This window comes from Methylocaldum sp. GT1BB (genome assembly GCF_051027545.1).
In the GTDB taxonomy this organism is placed as follows: domain Bacteria; phylum Pseudomonadota; class Gammaproteobacteria; order Methylococcales; family Methylococcaceae; genus Methylocaldum.
Window position 1 is genome coordinate 2,927,982 of record NZ_CP194902.1, and the last position, 25,394, is coordinate 2,953,375.

The 25,394-nt window shown below is 58.5% G+C and carries 20 protein-coding genes, 1 pseudogene and 2 CRISPR repeat arrays (1 of these 23 only partly in view); of the genes and pseudogenes, 7 read left to right on the top strand and 14 right to left on the bottom strand.

Features of this window, described 5'->3' with window-relative positions:
- Positions 1 to 6: 6 nt before the first annotated feature.
- Genes iscA through ACR2TX_RS14580 form a run of 4 tightly spaced genes read right to left on the bottom strand, consistent with a single transcriptional unit; the run spans position 7 to position 2,436 of the window.
- Positions 7 to 330, bottom strand: coding sequence for an iron-sulfur cluster assembly protein IscA (gene iscA, locus ACR2TX_RS14565; protein WP_077729098.1), 324 nt, complete (start codon positions 328 to 330; stop codon positions 7 to 9).
- A gap of 29 nt (positions 331 to 359) precedes the next feature.
- Positions 360 to 752 (bottom strand): iron-sulfur cluster insertion protein ErpA, encoded by a 393-nt coding sequence (gene erpA, locus ACR2TX_RS14570; RefSeq protein ID WP_077729099.1) that lies wholly within the window; start codon positions 750 to 752, stop codon positions 360 to 362.
- Positions 753 to 767: 15 nt separating this feature from the next.
- On the bottom strand, positions 768 to 1,187 hold the full coding sequence (iscU, locus tag ACR2TX_RS14575) for a Fe-S cluster assembly scaffold IscU (RefSeq protein WP_077729100.1): 420 nt from the start codon (positions 1,185 to 1,187) through the stop codon (positions 768 to 770).
- 37 nt (positions 1,188 to 1,224) lie between these two features.
- Entirely contained in the window at positions 1,225 to 2,436 is a 1,212-nt protein-coding gene (locus ACR2TX_RS14580; RefSeq protein ID WP_434114304.1) for an IscS subfamily cysteine desulfurase, read from the bottom strand.
- A gap of 535 nt (positions 2,437 to 2,971) precedes the next feature.
- Here ACR2TX_RS14580 and ACR2TX_RS14585 point away from each other — a divergent pair.
- The 6 genes from ACR2TX_RS14585 to ACR2TX_RS14610 all read left to right on the top strand — a co-directional run bounded on the left by ACR2TX_RS14585 (position 2,972) and on the right by ACR2TX_RS14610 (position 10,906).
- Positions 2,972 to 6,736 (top strand): FAD-dependent oxidoreductase, encoded by a 3,765-nt coding sequence (locus ACR2TX_RS14585; RefSeq protein WP_077729102.1) that lies wholly within the window; start codon positions 2,972 to 2,974, stop codon positions 6,734 to 6,736.
- A gap of 24 nt (positions 6,737 to 6,760) precedes the next feature.
- Positions 6,761 to 7,009, top strand: a complete 249-nt coding sequence (locus tag ACR2TX_RS14590) for a (2Fe-2S)-binding protein (RefSeq protein ID WP_133716884.1) — start codon at positions 6,761 to 6,763, stop codon at positions 7,007 to 7,009.
- 618 nt (positions 7,010 to 7,627) lie between these two features.
- The gene (locus ACR2TX_RS14595) at positions 7,628 to 7,831 is read left to right on the top strand and encodes a hypothetical protein (RefSeq protein WP_077729104.1); all 204 of its coding nucleotides are present in this window, start codon (positions 7,628 to 7,630) and stop codon (positions 7,829 to 7,831) included.
- Positions 7,832 to 8,153: 322 nt separating this feature from the next.
- A complete protein-coding gene (locus ACR2TX_RS14600; protein ID WP_077729105.1) occupies positions 8,154 to 8,531 on the top strand; it encodes a hypothetical protein in 378 nt (125 codons plus the stop codon).
- 354 nt (positions 8,532 to 8,885) lie between these two features.
- The gene (locus ACR2TX_RS14605) at positions 8,886 to 9,851 is read left to right on the top strand and encodes a DUF364 domain-containing protein (protein WP_156879341.1); all 966 of its coding nucleotides are present in this window, start codon (positions 8,886 to 8,888) and stop codon (positions 9,849 to 9,851) included.
- 524 nt (positions 9,852 to 10,375) lie between these two features.
- Entirely contained in the window at positions 10,376 to 10,906 is a 531-nt protein-coding gene (locus tag ACR2TX_RS14610; RefSeq protein ID WP_347258913.1) for a hypothetical protein, read from the top strand.
- Positions 10,907 to 11,143: 237 nt separating this feature from the next.
- Here ACR2TX_RS14610 and nifA read toward each other — a convergent pair whose 3' ends face one another.
- Both nifA and nifL read right to left on the bottom strand, forming a co-directional pair.
- Entirely contained in the window at positions 11,144 to 12,676 is a 1,533-nt protein-coding gene (gene nifA / locus ACR2TX_RS14615; RefSeq protein WP_077729108.1) for a nif-specific transcriptional activator NifA, read from the bottom strand.
- Complete coding sequence (gene nifL / locus ACR2TX_RS14620; RefSeq protein WP_240502432.1) at positions 12,669 to 14,264, bottom strand: nitrogen fixation negative regulator NifL; 1,596 nt, start codon at positions 14,262 to 14,264, stop codon at positions 12,669 to 12,671. Before nifL ends, nifA begins: the two co-directional genes overlap by 8 nt.
- Positions 14,265 to 14,743: 479 nt before the next feature.
- Between nifL and ACR2TX_RS14625 the strand changes: the two genes are divergently transcribed.
- Positions 14,744 to 14,902, top strand: a complete 159-nt coding sequence (locus ACR2TX_RS14625; RefSeq protein ID WP_156879342.1) for a hypothetical protein — start codon at positions 14,744 to 14,746, stop codon at positions 14,900 to 14,902.
- Between the two features lie 802 nt (positions 14,903 to 15,704).
- Here ACR2TX_RS14625 and cas2 (ACR2TX_RS14630) read toward each other — a convergent pair.
- From cas2 (ACR2TX_RS14630) to csx16, 8 genes and pseudogenes are all read right to left on the bottom strand, one after another.
- Positions 15,705 to 16,019 (bottom strand): CRISPR-associated endonuclease Cas2, encoded by a 315-nt coding sequence (cas2, locus tag ACR2TX_RS14630; protein ID WP_077732673.1) that lies wholly within the window; start codon positions 16,017 to 16,019, stop codon positions 15,705 to 15,707.
- Positions 16,019 to 16,786 (bottom strand): CRISPR-associated endonuclease Cas1, encoded by a 768-nt coding sequence (locus ACR2TX_RS14635; protein WP_086135395.1) that lies wholly within the window; start codon positions 16,784 to 16,786, stop codon positions 16,019 to 16,021. The genes cas2 (ACR2TX_RS14630) and ACR2TX_RS14635 overlap by 1 nt, the downstream gene beginning before the upstream one ends.
- Positions 16,787 to 16,872: 86 nt before the next feature.
- Positions 16,873 to 17,724: pseudogene (gene cas1, locus ACR2TX_RS14640) on the bottom strand (CRISPR-associated endonuclease Cas1); the annotation flags it as partial.
- A 7-nt stretch (positions 17,725 to 17,731) separates the two neighbouring features.
- Positions 17,732 to 18,016 (bottom strand): CRISPR-associated endonuclease Cas2, encoded by a 285-nt coding sequence (cas2, locus tag ACR2TX_RS14645; protein WP_156879344.1) that lies wholly within the window; start codon positions 18,014 to 18,016, stop codon positions 17,732 to 17,734.
- Positions 18,017 to 18,906: 890 nt separating this feature from the next.
- Positions 18,907 to 20,411: direct repeats of the CRISPR family, unit length 36 nt; unit sequence GTCTTAATCCCTTCTTCATAAGGTCTCGATTCAAAC.
- A gap of 95 nt (positions 20,412 to 20,506) precedes the next feature.
- Positions 20,507 to 21,658 carry a Card1-like endonuclease domain-containing protein gene (locus tag ACR2TX_RS14650; protein ID WP_077732669.1) on the bottom strand — a complete coding sequence of 384 codons (1,152 nt, stop codon included), beginning with the start codon at positions 21,656 to 21,658 and terminating at the stop codon, positions 20,507 to 20,509.
- The gene (locus ACR2TX_RS14655) at positions 21,655 to 23,811 is read right to left on the bottom strand and encodes a CRISPR-associated ring nuclease (RefSeq protein ID WP_434129927.1); all 2,157 of its coding nucleotides are present in this window, start codon (positions 23,809 to 23,811) and stop codon (positions 21,655 to 21,657) included. The genes ACR2TX_RS14650 and ACR2TX_RS14655 overlap by 4 nt, the downstream gene beginning before the upstream one ends.
- The gene (locus ACR2TX_RS14660) at positions 23,808 to 24,392 is read right to left on the bottom strand and encodes a hypothetical protein (RefSeq protein ID WP_077732667.1); all 585 of its coding nucleotides are present in this window, start codon (positions 24,390 to 24,392) and stop codon (positions 23,808 to 23,810) included. The genes ACR2TX_RS14655 and ACR2TX_RS14660 overlap by 4 nt, the downstream gene beginning before the upstream one ends.
- Positions 24,389 to 24,694 (bottom strand): CRISPR-associated protein Csx16, encoded by a 306-nt coding sequence (gene csx16 / locus ACR2TX_RS14665; protein WP_077732666.1) that lies wholly within the window; start codon positions 24,692 to 24,694, stop codon positions 24,389 to 24,391. The genes ACR2TX_RS14660 and csx16 overlap by 4 nt, the downstream gene beginning before the upstream one ends.
- A 65-nt stretch (positions 24,695 to 24,759) precedes the next feature.
- Positions 24,760 to 25,394: a CRISPR direct-repeat array (repeat unit 36 nt; unit sequence GTCTTAATCCCTTCTTCATAAGGTCTCGATTCAAAC) (it continues 371 nt past the right edge of the window).

Genomic DNA, 25,394 nt, shown 5'->3' on the forward strand with positions numbered 1-25,394 from the left:
CCTTGATCAAACGTTGAAACTCTCGCCGCAACCGCACTCGGCCTTAACGTTGGGATTGTTGAACTTGAAACCTTCGTTCAGGCCTTCGCGCACGTAATCCAGCTCGGTTCCGTCGAGATAGGCCAAGCTTTTCGGGTCGACCAGCAAAGTGACGCCGAAACTTTCAAAAGTGCAATCTTCCGGAGCGGATTCGTCGACGAACTCCAGGGCGTAAGCGAGGCCGGAACACCCGGAGGTTTTGACGGCCACCCTAAGCCCCAGACCCGTGCCGCGGGCGGCCAGGTGTTTCTGCACCTGGCGCGCCGCTTTTTCGGTCAAGGTTACTGCCATAATCTGAACTCCCGTTTGTCGCCGAAGATTTACTGGGACGAGCAGCCGGAGCCGCCGACCGAGAACGAGCTGCCGCAGCTGCACGTCGAAGCGGCGTTGGGGTTCTTGATCACGAAGCGCGATCCTTCCAGCCCTTCCTGATAATCGATCTCGGCGCCGGCCAGATATTGCAGGCTGGCGGGGTCGACCATGAGGATCACCCCGTCGGTTTCGACCGTGGTGTCGTCATCGGCGATGACTTCCTCGAAGGAAAAACCGTACTGAAAGCCGGAACAGCCGCCCCCGGAGACATAGACCCTAAGCTTCAGGTCGGGATTGCCTTCTTCGGCGATCAGTTCGCTGACCTTGGCGGCCGCGTTGCTGCTGAAGATGACGGGAGAAGGGGGAGGGGTCAGGTCCTGAATGTCAACCATGGCACTCATAATGCTCTCCTCGTTTTACGCAGCGGATTTGCAGACGTCGTAGCCGGCTTCGTCCGTGCCGCTTTTCGCCCGGTAATCGTTGACGGCGGCCTTGATCGCATCCTCGGCGAGAACCGAGCAGTGGATTTTTACCGGCGGCAGGGCCAGGGCCTCGGCGATCTCGGTATTCTTGATGGCCAGCGCCTCCTCGACGGTCTTGCCCTTGACCCACTCGGTCACCAATGAGCTGGAGGCGATTGCCGAGCCGCAGCCGTAGGTTTTGAACTTCGCGTCTTCGATCACGCCTTCGTCGTTGACCTTGATTTGCAGTTTCATCACGTCGCCGCAAGCGGGCGCGCCGACCACGCCGGTGCCTACGCCTTCTTCCTCTTTGCCGAAGGAGCCGACGTTGCGGGGATTTTCGTAGTGATCGATAACTTTTTCGTTGTACGCCATGGTGGTCTCCAATTGGTGAATGATTGACGATATCCGCTTAATGCGCGGCGGCCCATTGAACCGAGTTGAGATCGATGCCTTCCTTGTACATCTCCCACAACGGAGACAGGTCGCGCAGTCGATCGACTTTTTCCTTGATCAGGGAGATCGCGAAATCCACTTCCTCCTCGGTGGTGTAGCGGCCAAGGGTGAACCGGATGGAACTGTGCGCCAGCTCGTCGCTGCGTCCGAGCGCCCGGAGAACGTAGGAGGGTTCGAGGCTGGCGGAGGTGCAGGCGGAACCGCTGGATACGGCGAGATCCTTGAGCGCCATCATCAGGGATTCGCCTTCCACGTAGTTGAAGCTGATGTTGAGGTTATGCGGTATCCGCTGTTCGAGGTCGCCGTTGATATAAACCTCCTCGATATTCTTTACGGCAGCGAGCAGCTTGTCCCGAAGGCGGCCTATGCGCTTCGTTTCCTCCGCCATATCCTCGCGGGCCAGACGGAACGCTTCGCCCATGCCGACGATCTGGTGGGTGGCCAGGGTGCCGGAACGCAGACCCCGCTCGTGGCCGCCGCCGTGCATCATCGCCTTCAGGCGCACCCGCGGCTGGCGCCGCACGTAGAGCGCGCCGATCCCCTTGGGGCCGTAGGTCTTGTGAGCGGAAAACGACATCAGGTCGACCGGCAGCTTGGAGAGGTCGATTTCGACCTTGCCGGTGGATTGCGCCGCGTCGACGTGGAAGATCACGCCCTTCTCGCGGCAGATGGCGCCGATGGCGGCGATGTCCTGAATCACGCCGATCTCGTTGTTGACGTGCATCACCGAGGCGACGATGGTGTCGGGACGTATCGCCGCTCGGAATGCGTCCAGATCGAGGAGGCCGTTGGGCATGGGGTCGAGGTAGGTTACCTCGAAACCCTGGGCTTCCAGTTCCCGCATGGTATCGAGCACCGCCTTGTGTTCGGTCTTGACGGTGATGAGATGGCGGCCCTTGGTCTGGTAAAAATAAGCCGCGCCTTTGATCGCCAGGTTGTCCGACTCGGTCGCGCCGGAGGTCCAAACGATTTCCTTGGGATCGGCGTTGACCAGCTTCGCTACCTCGGCCCGGGCGTCTTCCACCGCCTTTTCGGCGGTCCAGCCGAAGCTATGGGAGCGGCTGGCCGGATTGCCGAACTCTTCGGTCAGAAAGGGAATCATTTTTTCCGCCACGCGCGGATCAACCGGGGTCGTCGCCGAATAGTCGAGATAAATCGGTAGTTTCATGGACATTGGTTTCTCCGGGTTCGCTTTCAACAAAAAGCCGGGCCGCTCGCCCCGAGCGGTCGGTTTTGCCGGGTTACCTAGGACCAAGCAAGGCCCGTACCAATGCAATGAATGTTCGTAAGGCTTTGAGTTATAAATTAAAATTTCGCCGAGCGTGGCGGAGGGATTTGTCGGGTTTTCAACAAAGTCGGCCCGAATGGTTCGATGCAAGGGGCTTGCCCGACATTCGCAGGTTCTTCTTCGGTACCGAAACGCAGTATCGAGGCCAATGAAATCCAAGCCTTGTCTGGACTTTCGCTCGGCGGCTCTCCCGATTCCGAGGCATCGGTTCGAGCGGAGGCTCGCCTGTTTGTCACGTTCACTACAAAAACATTCAAACCGGCCGGATTTCGTAACAAAGATAACAAGCGGCTTCGATCCGAATATCGGTCAAAAAACCCTATTCTTGGTAGGCTTTAGATGAAAAACGATCGATGGCATGCCTTCTGCTTGAGACGGACCCAAATACCGTACGAGTCAAGGGGTAAATTCGATCATGAATCTTACGCAGCGCTGCGCCACGGTCGGCGAGCCATTCGCCCGACGCGACTTTACCTTGGGCGTTCCGGGTTTCGACTACCGGGACTTGTACGACCCGGAGCGTCTTAAGGAACTTTACGATGTCTTCGATGAGACTCTGGCGGCGGAAGACCCGGAGGTTCATCGCGCCTACATTGCTTGCCGCGAGGATAAGGACGGCAAGCTGCCTCCCGCCGAGGTCGCGAACGCGTTGCTCAGCACGGCGCCTTACCTCGGGCGCTTCGTCGCGCGCCTGTTCAACGTGGAAGGAGAGCGCGAGACTCAATGCGCCGCTGCGGCCCGTGAGTTCGAAACCGTTTTCGCCTACAAGAATTCGGTGGTCAAACGCGCCGCGCAAAAGTTCGACGCCGAAGCGCTGGCCGGCTTCGATCTCGATGAACTCGATTCCGCGATCGAAGACTTGAAGCGGATAAGCCTCGAGGATGGCGCGCCGGATCTCGATCCCGAGCAGGCGCTCGCTGTGGTCGCGATGCGGCTGGATGCGCTGGCGAAGCATTATCAGGCGCAGGCCAAGGGAGAAACGGCATCGTATCAAGGTGATGCCGACGCCGATGCAGCCGAGTTGCGCCAAAGTCTCAAAGCCGACGACGGCGCCCGCCTACGTTTCGCCGCGGCGCTAGCGGAGGCCGAGCACCCGGCTTTCGTCCAGCGGCTGCTCGATTGGGTGGAACGCTGGAGCTACGCGGCCCTGCACCATCCCACCATCCGCGCGAAGGTCACGGATTGGGTCTCCCTGAAACAGCCGGAGCGCATCGATTACGAGCATCTGGTCGAATGCCATGCCGAACCGCGCAAGGGCTTCGAGGTGCTGGCGGGTCCTCTGGATAAACGTCGCCGGCGCGACGGGTTCGCCTTGACCGACCTACGCGCCTCGGCGCGCGAAGCGAATTACGAAGTGGATCGCTGCGTCATCTGTCACGAGCGCAACAACGATTACTGCTCCAAGGGGCAGCGCACCAAAGAGGGCGAGTTCCGCCACAATCCGCTGGATGTGACGCAGATCGGCTGTCCTTTGGAGGAACGCATTTCGGAAGCCTTCGCCCTGAAGCGGCAGGGAGACAACATCGCCGCCCTGGCCATGATCGTGGCGGACAACCCCATGGCCCCCGGCACCGGCCATCGCATCTGCAACGAATGCATGAAGGCCTGCGTGTTCCAGCGCGTCACCGAGCCGGTCAATATCCCGCAAGTTGAAACCAATATCCTCACGGACGTGCTGTTCATGCCGTACGGCTTCGAGATCTACAGCCTCCTGACCCGCTGGAATCCGCTGAATCTGAAGCGGCCTTACGCCCTGCCTTACAACGGGAAGAAGGTCCTGGTGGTGGGCTTGGGACCGGCCGGCTATACGCTGTCCCACTATCTACTCAACGAAGGTTTCGGGGTAGTGGCCATCGATGCCCTGAAGATCGAGCCTTTGCCGGAAGAGCTGACCGGAAAGGATGCGGGGATTCCCGAGGCGGTGGACGATTTCCACATGCTGTACGAGAACCTTGACGAGCGCGTCCTGATGGGCTTCGGCGGCGTCGCCGAATACGGCATCACCGTGCGCTGGGACAAGAACTTCCTCAAGGTGGTTTATCTGACCCTGGCCCGGCGCCGAAACTTCAGCATCTACGGCGGGGTACGCCTGGGCAGCACGCTGTCCATAGACGACGCCTGGGAACTGGGCTTCGACCATATCGCCATCGCCAGCGGGGCGGGCAAGCCGACCATGATCGGCCTCAAGAACAATCTCGCCCGCGGCATCCGCAAGGCTTCGGATTTTCTCATGGCATTGCAACTCTCCGGGGCGGCGAAACAGTCTTCGCTCTCCAATCTTCAAGTGCGGCTGCCGGCCGGCGTGATCGGCGGCGGCCTCACCGCGACCGACGCCGTAACCGAGCTCCTGGCATATTACCCGGTGCAGGTGGAAAAGACGCTCGACCGTTACGAGCGCCTCGTCGCCCGGTACGGAGACACCCAGGTTCGTTCGCGTTTCGACGGTGAAGAGTTGGCCATTTTGGATGAATTCCTGGACCATGGCCGCGCCGTTCGCGCCGAGCGCTGGCGCGCCGAAGCAACCGGGGAAACGCCCGATTTCGAGCCGCTCATCCGGCAATGGGGCGGCGTGACGCTGTTCTACCGCAAGGGCATGAACGATTCGCCGGCCTATCGCCAGAACCACGAGGAAATCATCAAGGCGATGGAAGAGGGTTTGGTGTTCGCCGAAGGCATGAACCCGCAAGAGGCGATCACCGACGAGTACGGTTATTTGCAGGCCGTGCGTTTCGAAAAGCTCGTCAAGCGCGACGACGGACGCTGGGTCGATTCGGGCGAACAGCCAGTGGTGCCCATGCGTACCCTCCTGGTCGCCGCCGGCACCTCGCCGAACACCATCTACGAAAACGAATTCCCCGGCACGTTCCAGCTCGACGGCAATTTCTTCCAGCGCTTCGAACCTGCGTGGAGCGAGAACGGCTCGCCGCAAATGGAAGCCAAGAACGGCTGGGGCATGCCGAAAGAATTGGTCCCGGCCCCCTTCACCTCCTATGGAAAGGACGGAAAGTACATCACCTATTACGGCGACAATCACCCGGTATACGCCGGCAACGTGGTCAAGGCCATGGCCAGCGCCAAGGACGGGTACCCTTACGTGGTCAAGCTGTTCGCGGAAGAACTCAGCCGCCTCGATGCCGCGGCGCAATCCGAGCGGGACGCGGAACTCGCGGCGTTTCAGGCGCAATTGGACGAACTGCTGACGGCCAGGGTCGTGGAGGTCAAGCGGCTGACGCCCACCATCGTCGAGATCGTCATCGAGGCGCCCATGGCCGCCCGCAAATTTCAGCCGGGGCAGTTCTACCGGGTGCAGAACTTCGAATTCTACGCGCCTCGGCTGAACGGCACCTCGCTGGCAACGGAAGGCATCGCTCTCACCGGCGCCTGGGTGGACCGGGAGAAAGGCATGGTCGGCGTCATCGCCCTGGAAATGGGCACCTCCTCGCGCCTCTGCGCCACCTGGAAACCCGGCGACCCGGTCGTGCTGATGGGACCGACCGGCGCGCCCACCGAGATACCCGAGGGCGAAACCGTGCTCCTGCTCGGCGGCGGCCTCGGCAATGCCGTGCTGTTCTCCATCGGCAAGGCGCTCCGCGAGAACGGCAACCGGGTTCTGTATTTCGCCGGCTACCGGAGCGCCCAGGATGTCTTCAAGGTCAAGGAAATCGAGGACGCTTCCGACGTGATCGTGTGGTCCGTCGACAAGGGCAAGGGCGGTACTCCGATCTCCACCACCCGTCCGCAGGACAAATCCTTCGTCGGCAACATCGTGGAGGCTATGGTCGCCTACGCCAGCGGAGCCTTGGGGGAGATTCCCATTCCGCTCGATGCCGCCGACCGCATCATCGCGATCGGTTCGGACCGCATGATGGCGGCGGTCAAAGCGGCTCGGTTCGGAGTATTGCAGCCCTATCTCAAGGAAAACCACGTCGCCATAGGGTCCATCAACTCGCCCATGCAATGCATGATGAAAGGCGTGTGCGCCCAGTGCATGTGCAAGCAGACGGACCCGGAGACCGGCAAGGAGCGTTTCGTCTACACCTGTTTCAATCAGGACCAGGATCTGGACCAGGTCGATTTCCCGCACCTGAACGCCCGTTTGCGGCAGAACACGACTCTGGAGAAAGTGTCCAATTTATGGCTCGACTATCTCTTCGAGGCCAATCCGATGCCGCGCGATTGAACGACGATGATTTGAGGCATCTCCATGTATATCTGTATCTGCAAAGCGGTTACCGAAAGCCAAATCTGCGAGGCGATACGCTCGGGGGCGTGCACGCGCAAGGAGATCACCGACTGCCTCAACGTCGGCACCGCCTGCGGCAAGTGCAATCGCGAGATTCGAGATCTATTGCGCCTCGCCCAATCGGAGAGCGGCGGCATCCCGAGGGTGCGGGCGGGCGAGGCGGCGGGTTACGGAAGCCGGGCAAGCGGCGGTCAGGAGCTCCGCTTGTAAGAACCGCCGGCTTTAGCGTTCGGCAGGTTGGTTCGGTATTCGGGGACGGCCGTTTGCAGCGGGAAGCAAAGTCGTCCCAGCTTAGAGAACGTTTTGGTATTCGCCATGTTTTGCCGCGGAACGGTTGTTAGGTCGCCGTTTCGCGGTCTTTTTTTCATTTGGTTTTCGGGTTTGCGGCCGTAAGTTCCAGATCTAAGTTCGTGCTCGACTATCCACAATTCCCGTGGACAACCCTGTGGATAAGCTTGGGGATGGACAGCGCGGTCGCCCATTCCTTCGGGGTATTCGTCAGCTTGGTCAGGTTCTGTTCAAGTTTGATGACAAATTGCTATGTCATTGATTGTTCGGGCGCGTCAGCGACCTGACCTTGAATCAAAGGCTTAGGATCGGCATGTCGGCAGAAACCGGCGCACGACGAGATTGTTACATTCTGGCAGTGGATAACGGACCGTCCTGTATCGAATCCGTCGCAGCATAAGCCGATCTATATTGTTTCCATAGGATGGCATTATGCTAAAAGAAAAAAGCGATTATTTCCTATTTAGGTACGAAAATAGCCAGCACAGCCCCGAAGTTTTGGTTATGATTATTTCCGTAATTTAAATGATGGAGGTGGTTATGCATATTTTGTTGCTTATTGGGATCGTCCCATTCGTATTGCTGTTCGTGGCGGTAAGTTTTTTTGTTTTGATGGCGGTGGCCGCTGCCGTAGTTGAATTCCCGCTGATCGTGCTCTTGCTGATCGCCGTGGGGCTCGGTTTAAGTCGCAAAGTCCTGCCGAATCTGAGCAAAAAGCCGAACACGCTATGCGAGCAGATGTAATGCCTTGGTTCTTATCAACGTCGACCAAATCCCAGTCCCTTCGGCTGGGATTTGTTGTTTTAGCGACCTGAAAATCGTTTCTTGTAGCCTTTCCGACAGGTGAAAGGCGAGTAGCCTTTTAGAAATCAACAAGCTAGAAGTGGCATTGCCATTGCTTGATTCCTGGCGGACCAAAGCCGATGGGATCAGGCATGAAATCGACCATAAACTTCACCCGACTGCTTCACAAAACGGTTTCCGAGCCTAGCAAGGAGCCGAAACCCGGGACTCCGCTTCGCGGAACCGCCGAACCGAGCCTTGGTTGAATCGCCGGGGCCCTGACATGAATACTACCGAGCCGATGATGAAAGCCCATCAGCTTTTGGGCGAAGCTATTTGCGCGCGGCTGATCACGGAAATTCACGGATTGGGGTTTCTGCCGGAACAGATCACGATGAAACCGGTTTTCAGCGAGGCCCGCTTCGAAACCAGCCGCGATCCTTTCAGCGGCAAGGATACCCTTTGTGCCTATTGGCACCATCCGAACGGACACCGGGTCGGCGAGATGAAGTTTCATGCCGATGGCACCTTCTTCGCCGAATACGATGTCGTTTTGCCACACCCTAAAGACCCGCGCTGGTTCGTAGAGGGCGTGGTCGCCTGGGGGCGTGATGATGTCATCAAATCGGAACCTAAGCTGTTGCCTGCGCTAGGGGATTGATTACGCCTCGTCGCAAAGAGCCATTTTGATATACGCGGTTCCCGATCAAAAAAGGCTTCGCAGGCGCGGCTCATCCCATACAGGCTACCGTTGAAACTCAGTGCGTAGGGTGATTCGCACAGCACAAACCACCGAAACCGCATCCTCGGATTTTTACCGCTGCGTTGTAGGATGGGTACCGGATCGATGACAGCGGCCATTCGGCCGGAACTGGAATCGGACAAACCCCGTTTGCCGTCGAGCCGAGGCGCGGATGGTCCTGATCAAACCGTTTGATCAAGCGAAGCCCGGCCGCTGGGCCAGTAAAGTGCAGCGTCCTCGTCGAAAGATCCTCCAACGCCCATCAGGCAGACCATGAACAATCCTTACGAAATCTACGATCTGTTACAGGATTACGCCTCCAGTCCATCGCCGGTTCGGGAGGTATTGATCGGGCTGGTATGGACCTATTGCGAGGCCGACGCCGTCGGATTGGCAATGAGTCCCGGCATCCCCACCCGGACGCTGCCCTGGGCCGGGACCCTGAGCGGAAAATCCCTCTCCGGACTGGTAGCGTGGGTTCGCGACTTCGATCCCTATCGGGCGACGATCGGCATGGCGGCCGTTAATGCCGGCATCAATCGCCTGCAACTTCCGCCGCCCGGCGTTACGCTGGCGCCCCACCCGGAAGGCGGGAACAATCTAGCGGTTTTCGAACACTTCTTGTCCGAAATGAAAGGACGGCGCGTCGTCGTGATCGGCCGCTATCCGGGGCTGGATCGATTTGCCGCCGAGCACGGGCTGGACCTCACCGTACTGGAGCGCCAGCCGGTGCCGGGCGACCTGCCCGATGCAGCCTGCGAGTACCTGCTACCCGAGGCGGAATGGGTATTCATCACGGCGAGTTCGATTCCCAACAAGACTTTCCCGCGCTTGGCCGAGCTGTCCCGCAACGCCGTCAGCGTGCTGATGGGGCCGACTACGCCGTGGCTGCCGGAGTTCTACCATTTCGGCATCGATTATCTGGCCGGCGTCGAAATGTCCGACCATGAATCCCTGCGCCGAACCGTGGCGGAAGGCGGCGGCGTGAGGATCTTCGAAACAGGCTTGCGCTACCGCGTAGCGCCGCTCACGCCCGCCGCCACCCAGGAATGGACGCGCCAGCTCATCGCCCGCACCGTACAGGAGAAGGAAAGTCTGAAACGGGATATGACCGCGTGGTATGACGCTGGAAATTCCCAGCGCTTCCCCGATTACGATCGTCTCGAAGCCTCCAACACCCGATTATCCCGGCTCGACACCTGTTTCAAGCGGCTGTGGGACGAGCATCGCGATCGATAGGCCGAACCGCAGACGGGGCTTTAGTCAAACCCTTACTTGCCGAGGTAAGGATTTCGTTTTATTTTCCTCACAAACAGTAAGTTAACTTTATTTGGGGACGAGGGATGGCCTTCGGCCGATGGCCCATGAAAAGGGGACTGGGCCATTTTCTACTTAGCGTTTAATCTGTTACCGCCCTGGACATTTCAGTACGAGTGTGGGTACCTGGACACGAACGGCTAGAGCGTTTTCCATCCCGGTGTACGGGTTCGTGGCAGGAGGGGAGAACGTAGGTCGGCAATCCCTTGCCGACAAAGCCCTTCGCCGAGCCGATACGTCGGCAAGGGATTGCCGACCTACATATCCGAATCCCTTACACTGATTCGGAAAACGCTCTAGACGCAATGGTATCCGGGTAAATAAAGGTATAAAACACAATAACAGATTGGTGCCGGGCGACTGCGTTATTTCTCGGCGATGGCGGATGCCGAAACGTATCGCCTTGGAAACGACATAATCAACTCATAGAGCGGGAGGAGGTAATTGTGGATCAATTTGAACTTAAAGATCTTTTCCAAAATTTGGCGAACGACGAGTTTCGACCTGTATTAATCATCGCGGCGATCGCCATTTTATTAATCATTCTGCTTATCGTGTATTTGCTCGTGCGTAGCCGAAGTAAACGCGCCATCGTTGTGGACAAAATGCCGGTGGATTTACGGAAAGCGCCGGAGAGCGAAACGCGGGCTGACTCGCCGAAAGCACCGGCAAGAGAAATGCGGGTCGATTCGCCGAAAACGCCGGCGAACGCGATGCGGATGGATGCGCCGAGAGCATCGGTAGCCAGGCGGCCTCGCCATAGTATTCCGGAGGATTCGGTGCTCAGGCGACATCATATAAACCATATTAAATACATGATCGAGACGACCACCTTTCCACGTCCGACCGATAGCGTGCTGCGCCGCCATTACGACCATTTGATCGCGAGCGAGCTGGAAGCTTGCCTAGGCAACGAGGCTCTCATGGACAGGTTGATTTCGCGTTACGAGGAACACAGGCGGAACGCGCGAAGCTAGAGCATTTCATCCGCATTAACAGTATTCCGCGCGGAATGCGCCGTATTCGGCAATCCTTTTGCCGACGATTCGTCGTGTCGGAAAATCCTTTGCGTCGGGAAGGGATTCCCAACCTGCCGAGCCGGCATGGGCTGAATAAGAAACGTAGGATGCGGTGACCGAAGGGAGCCGCCCTGCGACTCGGCTCAGGACAGGCATCTTTCGAACATAGGGCGGCAATCCTTTTGCCGGCGAATCCTAAATCCGCTTCATCTTGATGTTCAGGGTTCTTACCCGATAGGCGATCTGGCGCGGAGTCATGTTCAGCAGGCGGGCGGCCTTGGCTTGCACCCAGCCGGTTTGCTCCAGCGCGGCGATGACTTGTTCTCTTTCGTCCATCCCCTCTAGGTTGAACTCCGGCGTTCTGGCAGCCGGTCCGGTAACCGAGATTTCATCGTCCTCCAGACCGGTCATGGCAATGACGTCGCGGTCGATGATCCCGTCCGGGCTCATGATGGCGGCCCGCTCCAGACAGTTTTCCAATTCTCTGACGTTGCCCGGCCAGTCGTGACGCATCAGGAGCCGGATGGCGCTTTCCTTGATGATCAACGGTCTTCCGCCCTGTTGCTGGGAGATTCGCTTGAGCAGGAAATCGGCAAGGTCCGGAATGTCCTCGAGCCGTTCCCGCAGCGCCGGCATGAAAATCGGCATGACGTTGAGGCGATAGTAGAGGTCTTCCCGAAAACGGCCGGCCTCGACTTCTTCCTCGAGATTGCGGTTGGTGGCGGCGATGATGCGAACCTGCACCTTGAGCGTCTGGGTACCGCCGACGCGGTCGAACTCGCCTTCCTGAATGATGCGCAGCAGCTTGGCTTGGAAGGTGGGGGAAGTTTCGCCGATCTCGTCCAGGAAGATCGTGCCGTGGTTGGCCAGTTCGAAACGTCCCTTGCGCTGGCTGATGGCGCCGGAGAACGCGCCCTTCTCGTGGCCGAACAGTTCCGATTCCAGCAGGTTGTCCGGAAGAGCGGCGCAATTGAGTTTGACGAAAGGGCCGCCGGCGCAGGCCGAGTTGTAGTGAATGGCGTTGGCGATCGCCTCCTTGCCGGTGCCGGATTCGCCGCGAATCAAGACGGTGGTGTTCCATTTCGCGACCTGCCGGACCAGTTCGAAAACCCGCAGCATGGCCGGAGTGCGGCCGACGATGTTGTCGAAGCCGTAATTCCTGCGGAGGCTCTGTTTCAACTGATCGCGCTCCGCGACCAGATCGAGCTGCTTTTGCTCCATGCTGCGCAAAAGGCCCACGCTTTGCGCGATCAGATTGGCGACCATTTCCAGGAACCGTGCGCGGGCGTCGAGCAATTTCGCGTCCACCGGCTGTGCCGCCAACACGCCGACGACCTCGTCGTCGCCGACGCGGATAGGCGATCCGATAAACGGCAGCGTCGGATCGTACAGGCCCAGCTTGCCCAGGAAACGCGGCTCGTCGGCGATGCGTTCCACCACGATGGTGCGCCCCGCATCCAGGATCGTGCCGATGAGTCCTTCCCCCGGTTCGTAGCGGACCGGCTTTCGGGTTTCGACGCCGTCGCTGCGCAGCACCGAGCAGACCTCGAACGCGTCGCTTTCCTGTTCCCTAAGAGCCAGCATTCCGGAGCGCATGTCGGCGCACTCCTGCAATATCTCGAGAATGGCTTCCAGTTTTTCCTTCAGCCCCAAAGGTCGATTGAGTACTTGGCTGACCTGGTAAAGGGCGTCCAGTTCGCGCTCGATCAGTTGAGTACGCTCATCCATGGTCGGAAGCCTTCTCCGGTACGAACATCATGTTGTGGATATTGAATTGGATACGCACTCGGCATCCGTCCCGATAGCTGGGATCGATCCGGATCAGTCCAAGGTGTTGATTGATAACTTCCTGGGCCATGGTCAAACCGGTGCCCGAATGCCCGCCATGGCCGTCGTTCTTGGTGGAGAAAAACGGTTCGAAGACCTTGATGCGCAGTTCGTCGGGAATGCCGGGGCCGGTATCCTCGATGGAGACATGCAGCAAATGTTTGTCGGACCACGTGGAAATGCGCAGTTCGCGGGTGACGATGCCGCTCTGGTTCATTGCTTCGATGGCATTTTCGATAATCTGCTTGAACATGGTGCGGAGGTGGCTCTCCTGGCCCATCAACGCGGGCAGCACCGGGGTCGGCTTCCACTCGACGACGATGCCGCTGGCGAGGAGCCGTTCGGTCAATAGCACGATGGTTTCGTGCAGCAACTGGTTCAGATTGACTGGCGTCATGGCCGAGGTGTTGCTTTCCGGTATGCATCGCTTCATGTGGGCGACGGACTGTTCGCCGGCCAAGCGGATCTGATCCAGAATGTCGACCAGCGCGATGTTGCGGTCATCGAGCCCACGCCGCGTCAGCATGGTCTTGGCCGCTTTGAGCAGATTGATGGGGCCCTGTATATGGTGAATGGCTCCCGACAGCGTTTCGCGAAGACGCTGGGTTTTCTCTTCCTCCGCCATCAATGCCTTGAGCGCATTGATGCGGATTTCCTCGGCGTGCTTTTTTTGTTGGGTGATGTCGGTCAGGGTGAGCAGCAGATAAGTGTGGCTATTTTCGTGAAAGAACGCCTCGACACGGTCGTCTTCCTGGCAGAACCAGCTGCCGGCGCAGGCATACCAGCGGGGCGCGTGATGCCCGCCGCGGTCGAAACGGACTTCGCGGTTATGAAAGCCGGATTTTTTCTTTTTCATCCGCTCCCATTCTTCCGCCATGTCTTCCCGCAGGATATCGATGAACGTCCTGGCCGGGTCGCTGAGGCCCAGATCGCTGGACAGGGTCTTGTACATCTTGTTGTCCAGCACCACACGGTCGGATTCGTCCAAAAGCACGGTCGCGACCGGAATCGAATCGACCACCGTCTCGATGAGCACTTTCTGCTGATTGACCCTTTGCTCCAGCCGGTACATTTCCGTGATGTCTCGGTGCATGCCGATGTAGTGGGTGGTCTCGTGCCGGTCGTTCAGAATGGGGGCGATGGTGAGATCGGCCAGATAGCGGCGGCCGTCCTTGTGACGGTTGAGCAGATAGCCTTGCCAGGTCTGCTGCGACTTGATGCGGTTCCAAAGCTCGTCGTATACAGCCTTCGGCGTGTTCTTGTCGGACAGCATGGACTCGTTTCGGCCGATGCTCTCTTCTGGTGCATACCCGGTAACACGCGTGAACGCCTGATTCACGTACAGAATATTGGCCTTGTCGTCCGTGATCGAAATGGCCACCGGCGCTTGTTCCACGGTTTCCGCGAACAGAGCCAGCATGCGATTGTCGGCCAGTACGGACTTCCCCAACGGCTCGGGCGGCGGGTTATTGGAAGATTGTTTGGACACGAGCGCCTCTTCGGTGCAATTTTTCATCGATTAAGCAAGGCTTATGCCATCGATAAGAAGTGCTCCTGAGACCCTTATCGTTTTTTTACACAGGCGATCGGCTCGGCCGACGCTTCAAGCTTTCTTGCACTGTTTTGTCGCAAACGCGACAAAAGTGGGCATGGGTGCCGCTGGCGCGGCGTTTTCGGTGCGTCCTGATCGTTCGGAGCGTTCCCGGCTCTCTATCCCTATTGTCGGAAAACTCACGATGCGCATAAGCGTTGTAAGCATTCCGCTGAGGAAAGACTGCACTCGCTCGCGGCAAAGGCTTAAACTATCAATTAGTTACGTATTTATGGTCGAGGTGGCGCGAGGGTTGCTAGAAATTTCGCGAAGACCAACCGCTTACCGAAGTAGGCGTTTCTCGGCCATGTCGCGCCGAGTCCGTACCGACACCGGGTAAGCCAGGCCGCCTTAAAACCCAAGCAGAGAGGCCGAACATGAACAGCGAATCGACTACCAAAGCAGAGTCCAATCCCCCGGAAACGCCCCGTTCCCAGGCCGAGCGCGCCGAAGAGACGCTCGAATCCACCGAGCTTCCGTTCTACATCGTCCCGAGACCGCCGATTCCGGGGAAAACCGCCTGGAGCATCGCGTAGTACCTCGAATGACGCGGTTCCCTTCGGTTACCGCATCCTACGCCCGTAGGGTGCGGTGAGGAACGAACCGCACCGATCGCGTCCCCGAATGATGCCTGTCCTGAGCCCGGTCGAAGGGCGGTTCCCTCCGGTCACCACATCCTACGGCCGACAAACTGTAGGGTGCGATGAGGAACGACAAACCGGCAGGATTGATGAAAAACATCCTTGTTTTTCACCCTCGCGGGCGCTCCGCGTCCCAATCCTCTCCCGGAGGATTGGTGCCGGACGAGGATGGTCCGGCATGAGCCGCACCTGTCAAGTTGCCTAAACCATGGCGATGCCGTTCTAAGTACATTCCATAAAATTGTGTGGAACGCGAGTGCAGCGCGTAGGTCGGCAATCCTTTGCCGACGGTGCAGTTAAGCCAACCGGTCCGTCGGCAAGGGACTGCAGATCTACGACCGTATCACCCTGTCGGTCGGGAATCCTTTCCAATCGCAAACGGTCGCTTTAGTCGCGACCCTTCCAATCGCAAACGGGCCTTTAATCGGCCCCTTCCAATCACAAACGGCGTCTTCGGGAAGGAGCTGGCCGGCGCTCCCGGCCAGGCCGTTTGCGATTGGAAGGGTCATCCCAGCGCTCCTGGGATGGCCGTTTGCGATTGGAGCGCCGAAGCCCCCCTTCCCGACGGTGCAGTTGGGCGAGCGGGCTCGTCGGCAAAGGATTGCCGACCTACGAAAGCTTGAGTCGATCTACCCTGGCCGAAGGCGCCAACGACTTCCGCCAGGCCTGTTTTGCCGTAGAGCGAGATGAAAACGCTCTAACGAAGCGCTCTCAACAAGTCCTTGCCTTTTTCGATCAAGAGCACGCCGTCCGGGAAGTATTGAAGCCCCAGGCTGGTGGTTTCCGGACGGTTCGGCAAGGGATAGATCCGCACGTCGTCGGCGCGCTCGTCGATGCGTTCGACCAGGCCCGCAATGATTCGGCCCAGTTCCTTGGTCGTCAGCTGGGCGGTAAACACCGAGTATTGCACCGGGATGCCTTGCTCCCGGAGCAAGCGGTGAACCCGCCCCAGACGCTTCGGATCGGCGATGTCGTAGCACACCAGGTAGGTTTGAGCTTGATTGAGCGGCATCACACAAGCTCGATCAGCCAGCGGTGCAGCCGGTTGAGCAGGCCGAGGGTCAAATGTTCCGTGCGTTTCCGACGGGCCTCGAAAAAACCGACGATTTCGATACGGTCCGGGATGCCGAGCCGGTTCTCGCGGAGCCGGTCTTCGAGCCAGGCCAGCCGTGCCAGCTGGAAATCCCAGAACAGGATGGAACTCAAGCCGATCACAGGATTGAGCTCGCCCATGGGCTCCAATTCGGCGGTAATCCCGGCGTCGGCCAAATGCCTGGTCACCAGGCCGGTCAGCAGCCCGTACACCTCGCGTCCGATACGCTCGTAGGCGGGGAGTTGATCCATGCCCCGAGCACCGTCCTGGAACAGTTGGCGCAGCTCTTTCGCCGAGGGCGGACGGTCGAAGCCAAGGCCGGTGCGGCGAATCACGCTGCGCACCGCCATGCGCTCCATAGCGCCGTTCCATTGAAGATATAGATCCTGCCAATCCGGGCGCAGCAAAAAATCTAGCAGGCGCTGTCGAAGCTCGTAGCGTTCTCCGGGCCTTCCTATCAATCTCGCCAGCACCGCCCCCTCGTCGTCGATGAAGCTCACGGTGATGCGGTTTTCCGCGCAGGCCAGCAAGGCGTCGACGGACCAATCGATGTGCGCCGCCGAGACTACTTGCGAGATCCGCCGCAACGGAAACCAGCGCTCCGCGGCGCCGGCGCGGATGACGCGCAGAGCGGGGCCATCACGCTTGATCGTGGTTCCCGCGCCTTGCAGATACAGCGGTCTCACGGCGCCTCCTCGGTCAGACGGTGCGCGATCAACAGGCCGTAGCGGTGCAACAGGCCACGCAGGGGACGGACGAAGCTTTCGTAGCGGGCATAGAAAACTTCCCGGCCGTTCTTTTTCAAGAGACAGCGGTCGGCTTCGGTCGCGAACGAATCGGCGCGCAGGGTTCGCTCGGCGAACAGCCGCCATACCCAGCGATCCACCCTCGGCCGCAGCGGCTCTATCAGGTCGGCCCCCAAGGATTCGCGGTAATAGGCCGGTTCGTGATAGAAGCCGACGTAAGGGTCCAGCCCAGCGGCATGGCAGGCGTTGACGGCCTCGAAATGGAGCAGCGTATATCCTAGCGACAGGGCCGCGTTGACCGGGTCCTTCGGCGGCCGGCGATTGCGTCCGGTAAAGTCGAGACTGGCCGGAAACAGTTGCGTGAACCCCGCGAAATAAGCCGCCGCGGCCGCGCCTTCGATCCCTTGTAGCCGTTCCAGCCGCGGCGCGTCCTCAATGTTTGCCAAGGCACGATCAATTCGCGCGATGCCATCCGTAAGCGGCTTGCGGCAATCGGGCCGGACGTTTAGCGCCGAGCGCAGCAGCCGGGCCTGGGCTTTCAATTTGAGCGCCACCAATCGGCGCGCCCAGGGCAGCCGGTACTCGTCATCGTGGTGCCAACGGTATTGCGCGATGCGCCGGGCGGTGTCGCCGTGTCGGTTTCCGTGCAGAATCGCCGCGGTGCGTCCCTGCCGGCCGCTCAGGACCAGAAGGCCGACGCCTTCCTCGGCGAGCAGTCCCAGCACGCCGGTGCTGAGCGTCGCCTGTCCGCGGACGACCACCCGCTCGACCACGTTCAGGGGAATCGTCGCGCTCCGGTTGCCTCCCTCGTAAAGGCAGAGATGCCGGCCCTCGCGGCGTAATTCGATGTCTTTTCTGTCCAGGTAAAGCGTGCCCATTCGATCCTCAGCCGACGTAGAAGAACTCCGGGTCCGCCGGAGGAACCGCGATGCCGAGCACGCGAACCTTCATCCGGGGATCCAGCCGCAAGAGCAGAAATCGGTCGGCTTCCTCGTCGATGACCTCCCGGACCTCGTCGATCAATTGGCGTTTCTCGGCCTCGGTCAGGAAACACTCGAACACGGATTTCTGCCCGCCGGTGGAATAGTTGCGCAGCACGAAAAGCGCCTTGCGCAGGCGGGCGTCGTCGGAGATGTCGTAGGCGGCGATGTAAAGCGACCGTTTGCTCATGGCCGCTACTGTAATGCCGCATGTCGAAGGCGGGGCATTTCACAAGCTTGCGGGCTGATCGATCGGTTTTCGCGCGCCAAAGTCCGCGACGAGGCGGCTTGATCAAAATAGGGGAGGGGCTAGGGCATTTTTCCCATCGTGTGGCGGCAGCACGGGCGAGGGCGCCGGCTAAAAAGCGCTCTTGAGCGGGAGACTATTTTGCAGCCGGGCGTCGCCCCGCACACGGGTTCCTCGACCGGAATGTAAGCCGGATTAATCGAAGCGTATCCGGCCTTCGTGAGTCTGAGGCACGAAGCGCATCGGCCGAGTTTGCGGTTAGAGCGTTTTCCGAATCGGTGTAAAGGATTCGGATATGTAGGTCGGCAATCCCTTGCCGACGTATCGGCTCGGCGAAGGGCTTTGTTGGAAGGGTCGCGACTAAAGCGACCGTTTGCGATTGGGAAGAGATTGCCGACCTACGTTCTGATGTATAGAAGGGTGAACGGGATTTTGTACGGTCTAACTGCCGTTTTTAGGTTAAAACGATCGTTTGCGGCAGGCGAGGTGACCAGCGCAACCCGTTAGAAGCCCATATATCCGTGCTGGGTGAATTAGGCGCGCTTCCGCTCAAGGCATGCAACCCGCCGAAGCGAGCGGCAAGGTTGCCGAGCGTTGGTGGGTTACGGCGCATGTGAAGCGCGGCGATCGATGGCCAGCCGGCGCCGGAATGCGCCTAACCCACCCTACGACATCCCGGTTTCCGCAATCCACCAAAAGGGCGAAGGACCCTCCGCAGCTCGACAACTCTTCGCCCGGCCCATCCGTTTGTAGGATGTGCTGACCGAAGGGAAGCGCATCTGTCGCGAACCTAGCCGTTCATGCCGAGCTTCCCGGTCCCGGAACCGACAAAAGTCTTAATCCCTTCTTCATAAGGTCTCGATTCAAACTTAGGGATGTCCAACGCAAGCGCTAGCAGGAAGTCTTAATCCCTTCTTCATAAGGTCTCGATTCAAACCCCACGGACGGGCAGAACCTACGGAGATATGACGATGGTCTTAATCCCTTCTTCATAAGGTCTCGATTCAAACGGATGCCGCTACCAGAAACCGCAAAGGAGCCAAGTCTTAATCCCTTCTTCATAAGGTCTCGATTCAAACCACTTTCCTGCCCACGGACGGGCATAGCCCAAGGGTCTTAATCCCTTCTTCATAAGGTCTCGATTCAAACCAAAGAAGAACGCGAACATTCCCAAACGCAATATGTCTTAATCCCTTCTTCATAAGGTCTCGATTCAAACCCACCACCCCAACAACAACCGTAAGTGGAGACCAGTCTTAATCCCTTCTTCATAAGGTCTCGATTCAAACTCTGGTCGTCTATGAGCAACGCATGCTCGACCCATGTCTTAATCCCTTCTTCATAAGGTCTCGATTCAAACTGTTTAAGAAATTTGCTATTGGTTATGCAAAAGAGTCTTAATCCCTTCTTCATAAGGTCTCGATTCAAACAAATTCCTCAACCCAATATTGCGGTTGGGGAACGGTCTTAATCCCTTCTTCATAAGGTCTCGATTCAAACAGCAAGCGCTCCGGAACATTCGAAAAGATTAGTCTTAATCCCTTCTTCATAAGGTCTCGATTCAAACCGCGCGGCAGCACAGAAGACAAAATAGCGTTCCGTCTTAATCCCTTCTTCATAAGGTCTCGATTCAAACGCCGCGCAAAAAACAAATTCGTTTCGGTAGATATGTCTTAATCCCTTCTTCATAAGGTCTCGATTCAAACCTGACCAATTTGGCGGCGGCTATATCAACGCAAGTCTTAATCCCTTCTTCATAAGGTCTCGATTCAAACTTGTAAACTGGCCAAAAAAGGGTGATTTGGAAGCGTCTTAATCCCTTCTTCATAAGGTCTCGATTCAAACATAGCAAGCGGTCCAATCCTGCTAGGCATTCTGCCGTCTTAATCCCTTCTTCATAAGGTCTCGATTCAAACACTTGATCAAGAAGGCTGTGCCTACCGTCTAGACGGGTCTTAATCCCTTCTTCATAAGGTCTCGATTCAAACATACAATGAAAATAAAACACGTCACTTGCTTTATGTCTTAATCCCTTCTTCATAAGGTCTCGATTCAAACTGGACGGTGTCCGTGAACTTGCCGGGCTCGCCGCGTCTTAATCCCTTCTTCATAAGGTCTCGATTCAAACAATCCCATAGGTTTTACAGTGGTAAGGCTACCCGGTCTTAATCCCTTCTTCATAAGGTCTCGATTCAAACCGATTGCATCGTCACTCATACGCGAAAGCAAAGAAGTCTTAATCCCTTCTTCATAAGGTCTCGATTCAAACACAAAGCGAGTCGTTATATTGTCAACAATGTGCGTCTTAATCCCTTCTTCATAAGGTCTCGATTCAAACCGCTCGTGTCTAAAACACCTCCAAAGTCAATGGTTTACAAAGGGGGTTGCAGAAAAATCGGCTTGCCGAAAAGTTAGCATTCGGTACCGGGCGGTTCAACCTATCCATCGGCGTAAGGTTTCCTTCAAGGTTTTCAATTCCGGTCCGGCGCAGGTCAGTATCCCATAGGCGCGGGCGCGATCTTGAATGGCGGTGGACAGGGGCTGATAACTGACCAGCATGGCCTTTGCCTGGAGACCGCCCAGGAGGTTGGAAAGCGCGTCGAGCCGATAGATTGCATCGGCGCCCGCACCGCCGGTCTCGATATCGTCCCTGAACTGGCGGGTTTTGCACTCGACGATGTACAGCCGGTTTTCCGCGAGAAAGGCAACGTCCAGTTCATTGCGAATCCGCTCGGCGCCGTTTTGCCGCTCGACTTCCAGCCCTCGGCCGATGTCCTGTATCGCTTTGAGTTCGCTTTTCAGGCTCTGGACCAGACTGTACGCGTACTGTTCCAGCCATCCGCCGTTGGCGAAGAAGCGGGCCGGCTCGTCGGCGAAATGGAGGCGGCCTTGCCTCGCCATAACGACATCTGCGTTCTCAAACCAGCCGAGGAGGGCCTCGAAGTCTTCGCGCTCGATCTGGCCCGGTCTGAGTTGGTCGGAGACCAGCGATTCGTTCTGTTCCGCAGACATTGCCGCCCAGTTCAAAATTCGGAGAGCGTTCTGATATTTGTCGATGTGCCGGACCAGCCCTTCGGCCAATGTCCGCAAGCGCTCGGGCATGCCGAAGTTCGCCGGCCGTTCGCTCAATTGAGCCCCGTGGGCCTGAAAGAATCCCTTGAGCTTGATGCGGTTGGCGAGCTCCCTCGGCGGCCGGCCGGCGGGATGCATCCATATCAGCCGGTCCTGTTCGGGATGGACGTAGAAGATCGGTTGACCGGCCGCGCGGAACACCTCGTAGGCGGCGATGGCCATGGGCTTGGTGCCTCCGGTGGCGTTCAGGGCGAGCTTATCGTGCTCGTGTTCCGACACCAAAGCCAGCAGCTGCTCCCGAATGGCCTCGATATCGTAGGCATTCTCGATCCTGATCTGGCTCACCGTGACGCCGGCCGGCTGCAGAACGGCCCGGAGCCAGTCGGCCCGCCGGGCCATGTCGGGGCTTACCAACATGATGATGTGCTTGGGTTTGATCTCGGGATCGAGCGCCGGCGTGATGTTGGGCGTCGGCTGTCCGGAGACTAGGATTACATGGGTTTGTATCTTCATGGCGTTAGCGGGTCTTCCGAAAAACTGAGATGGCGCGGGTTGAAACCTTCTCGAGGCGAAAATTGGGCAAGGACGTGCCGGTAAACCAAAGCATCCATCCGTTTCAGCAACGCTTCTTTTTCCTGGCTCGGCAGAAACGCATGGACGAATGCCTGCTTGATCATGGCCAAGGCATCCCAGCAGCTGAAGCAATCGCCGACCATGCGCGCGGCGGTCAAATATTCGCCGGTCATGGTGGTGCGGCTAATGCCCGGATTATCCGTGCAGAGCGTCAAAGGGAGCCCGGCTTGCCAGAGTCGCCACAGCGGGTAATCGGGGCAGTGCGCCGTTTCAGGGAAAGCGGCGTCGCGATAGCCGACGACTTCCCGGTTGGAGCTGGGACAAAGCTCGATACAGATGCCGCGGTCGCGGAAGCGCTGGGCGAGTTTCGGATGATCGCCGATCGTCAGGCCATGCCCGATCCGGTCGGCGTGAAGGTGATAGGCCGCGGTCCAAATCTTTTCCGCGGTCTCCCCCTCGCCGGCATGAATCGTCAGCGGCAGGCAGATTTCGAAAGCACGGGCAAAAGCCTGTGCGACATCCGCCGAAATCGGTTGCGTCTCATCGCCCGCCATGTCGAGCCCAACTACGAAATTTGGCAATTGCTCCTTCGCTCGTACCGCCAGATCAATTACCTCCGCAAGACGTTCGGGCTGGCGCCGGTCGGCAATGAGTATGAATCGGAACAAGGCCCGCGAATCGGCCGGCAAGCTTGCCGCAGCGGTTTGCAGGGCGTCGGCCAGCCGATGAAGAAAGGCCAGCCCGTCGCCGTATTTGTGCGGGCTGCCGCGCAGCTCGACATAGGCCAGTCCTTCGTCGTGCGCCTGGCCTACGAGATGAGCCGCATAGGGTTGAATGGCGGCGGGATGCGACAGGATCGCCGAGCCGGACAGTTCGCCGGGCCGTTCATAGGCCTTGAAGCCACGGGGTCCCGATTTCAGATCGAATCTCGGCTCGGTGGCGTCGAACAGGTTGCCGGTCAATTGGGGGGCGTCGGCGTGTACGAGCAGCGCCGCGGTCCAATGCGGCCTCGGAATGGCCGAGGTCTTCAGTCGGTCCGGCCAATCCCAGGGCCAGATGGCTTGCCGCAGGAGCGGCGCAATATGGCCGAGGGCGCGCTCGCGCTCGGGAGGGCCCAATGCCTCCCAAACCGAGCGGCCGACCTCGCGCTGGGCATCGAGATCGAGACAGCCGCCGATGTGCCGGTGCAAATCGGCCTTGGGCAGCCCTTGCAACCAGTCGGCCAATCCGGGGGGCAACGGCTGTTTCCGCAGAATCTCGATGACGCGCGGCGGCAGGCGGTAAAGGCTGCGCCAGTTCTCGTGGTGTTCCGTCTCGCCGAGCGCTCTCAGGTAATTTCCCAGCAGTTGGCTCCCGGCCTTTTCGCGCGACCGGATCTCCTCGCAAAGCCCGTGGCCGGCGGCCGGCGTCCATGTCAACGAGGCTCCGTGTGAGGCCAGGGGAAGCGGAAAATCGCGGCTGGCGACGGCGCGCCGTCCATCGAGCTCGACATCCAGGAGTTCGCTGCGCCGGCCCGCTCCCGCAATGAGCGGCACGATCGCGGATGCAACCTCGGCGGGCAATTCGCGGGTGAAGAACTCGGCTGTTCCCGTTTTCAAAAGCTCCGGCAGGGGGTCTTGCCCGACCACATGGATCAGCGCGTCACAGCCGAGCACGGAGCCCGCCCATTGGAGATCGGCGCTCATGGTTTTCCGCCCGCCGGCCAGCGACAGAACCACCTGACCGTCCCCGGCGCGCTCGTGCGCCAGGAGGCAGGCGCGCAGCAGGAGTTCGCGGAATCGGTCGCACTCGGGCTGGCTGGCGAGCTGGTCGGTTCCTGCCGCCTGCCAGATCCGGAGGATCGGCGGATGCTCCAGCCGCGCATGCCAATCGCGGAGATACGCAAGTCCTTGCCGCGGCAGGTCTCCCAGCGTGGTACAGACCCAGATTTCGTCGGGCGCCTCCAGTCGATAGTCCTCGCGTTGCCGCGTGAAATCAGCGCATCGTGGATGATAACGGTAGAGCGGCAAACGGTCCGGCGCGAGAAAACCGTAAACCTCCGGAATTACTGCCCAGGAGGCGCCGAGCGTACATAGCAGAATATTCGCTTTCATACGGAATTCCGGATCGAAAATCCGGCGGCGAGACGGCTCCACAATTCGAAGCGCGCGTCATCCGCGATCCGCCCCGCCGGAATAAAGCCGATACCGCTCAGGCCTTGGCCCTCGGCCGGTTTTGGCGGCGCGTCTTCCGGCCAGGAAAGGAGATACAGCAAGCCGATGTGCACGCGGCCGATTGCCGAAAGACCCTCGTAGATCCAGGCGACCGGTTCCGGGATAGCCGTGTCCGGCTGCCAAAGCAGCTCTTCCCGTAATTCGCGGCGAAGCGCGCGATCAGCCATCCGCTCGATCGATTCCGCCGCGTCGATGTCCTCGATATGCCCGCCGACGCCGGCGCTCAGCCGGTCCCGCAGCCGCGAATCGCCGCCGTTCCGGGCATAACACCAGATCTCGCCGCGAGCGTTCCGGAGCAGCGCGTAAGGAATGATCTGCAACAACCGCTCGTCGCCCTCGGCCTCCGAGCGACGCCGCCATGACCAGTTCCGGGGCCACGTCCAGGTGGTTCGCGCCCAGGCATCAGCCTCCGGTAAAGATGGACACTCGGCTCGCGGGATGACCAGGACACGTGCGCTCATGGGTTTTCGCCTTCAGCCGCGATGACGCGGTATTCCACGATGCGGGCGCCGAAACGCCTAAGATCCTGAGCCGACAACTCGCGTCCCCGCCAATCCGGGGGTATTTCGAGCGCCAGATGAAGATAGCGGGCGCCTCGGGCACATACCTCCGCGGCCAAATGGACGGGCAGGGTGCCGATGACCCGATCCCCGGCTTTCACCACGGCCATGTCCATGTGCGCCAATTGCCGATCCACCGCGATGCCGCTTTCGCGCGCCCATTCGATGGCGCCCGCATGGCGGGTAACGAAGTAAGTTGTCATGGTTAAAAAGAATGGTTATTGGAAAGACCTTATGATTGCTCTTTTAATCGTGGTTTTAATCGTTTGCATATATCCCTTCTTCATAAGGTCTCGATTCAAACGGGACATTTTCACGCAGGCCGGACTGGATCCGGAGTCTTAATCCCTTCTTCATAAGGTCTCGATTCAAACGACATGTCCCTAAGGACACCCCGTCTTAATCCCTTCTTCATAAGGTCTCGATTCAAACTTAAGCCTGTTAAGAGACATCATGGAAGAACGTAGGTCTTAATCCCTTCTTCATAAGGTCTCGATTCAAACGCGGGCGGGTTTAGCTGGGCAGTTTGAGAACAGCTGTCTTAATCCCTTCTTCATAAGGTCTCGATTCAAACACCGCAACCGCACCGAAAGCGGACTTGTCGGACTGTCTTAATCCCTTCTTCATAAGGTCTCGATTCAAACTTGACCAATAAGGTTAAGGCCGACAGGGAGAAGGAGTCTTAATCCCTTCTTCATAAGGTCTCGATTCAAACCGCATTCTGGAACGGATTCAGAGACTACATAACCGTCTTAATCCCTTCTTCATAAGGTCTCGATTCAAACACTAGCAGCGTTCTGTTACGTGCTGGAAGAATTTCGTCTTAATCCCTTCTTCATAAGGTCTCGATTCAAACCTATAGTTGATCTTAAGACCATTATTTTATTTATGTCTTAATCCCTT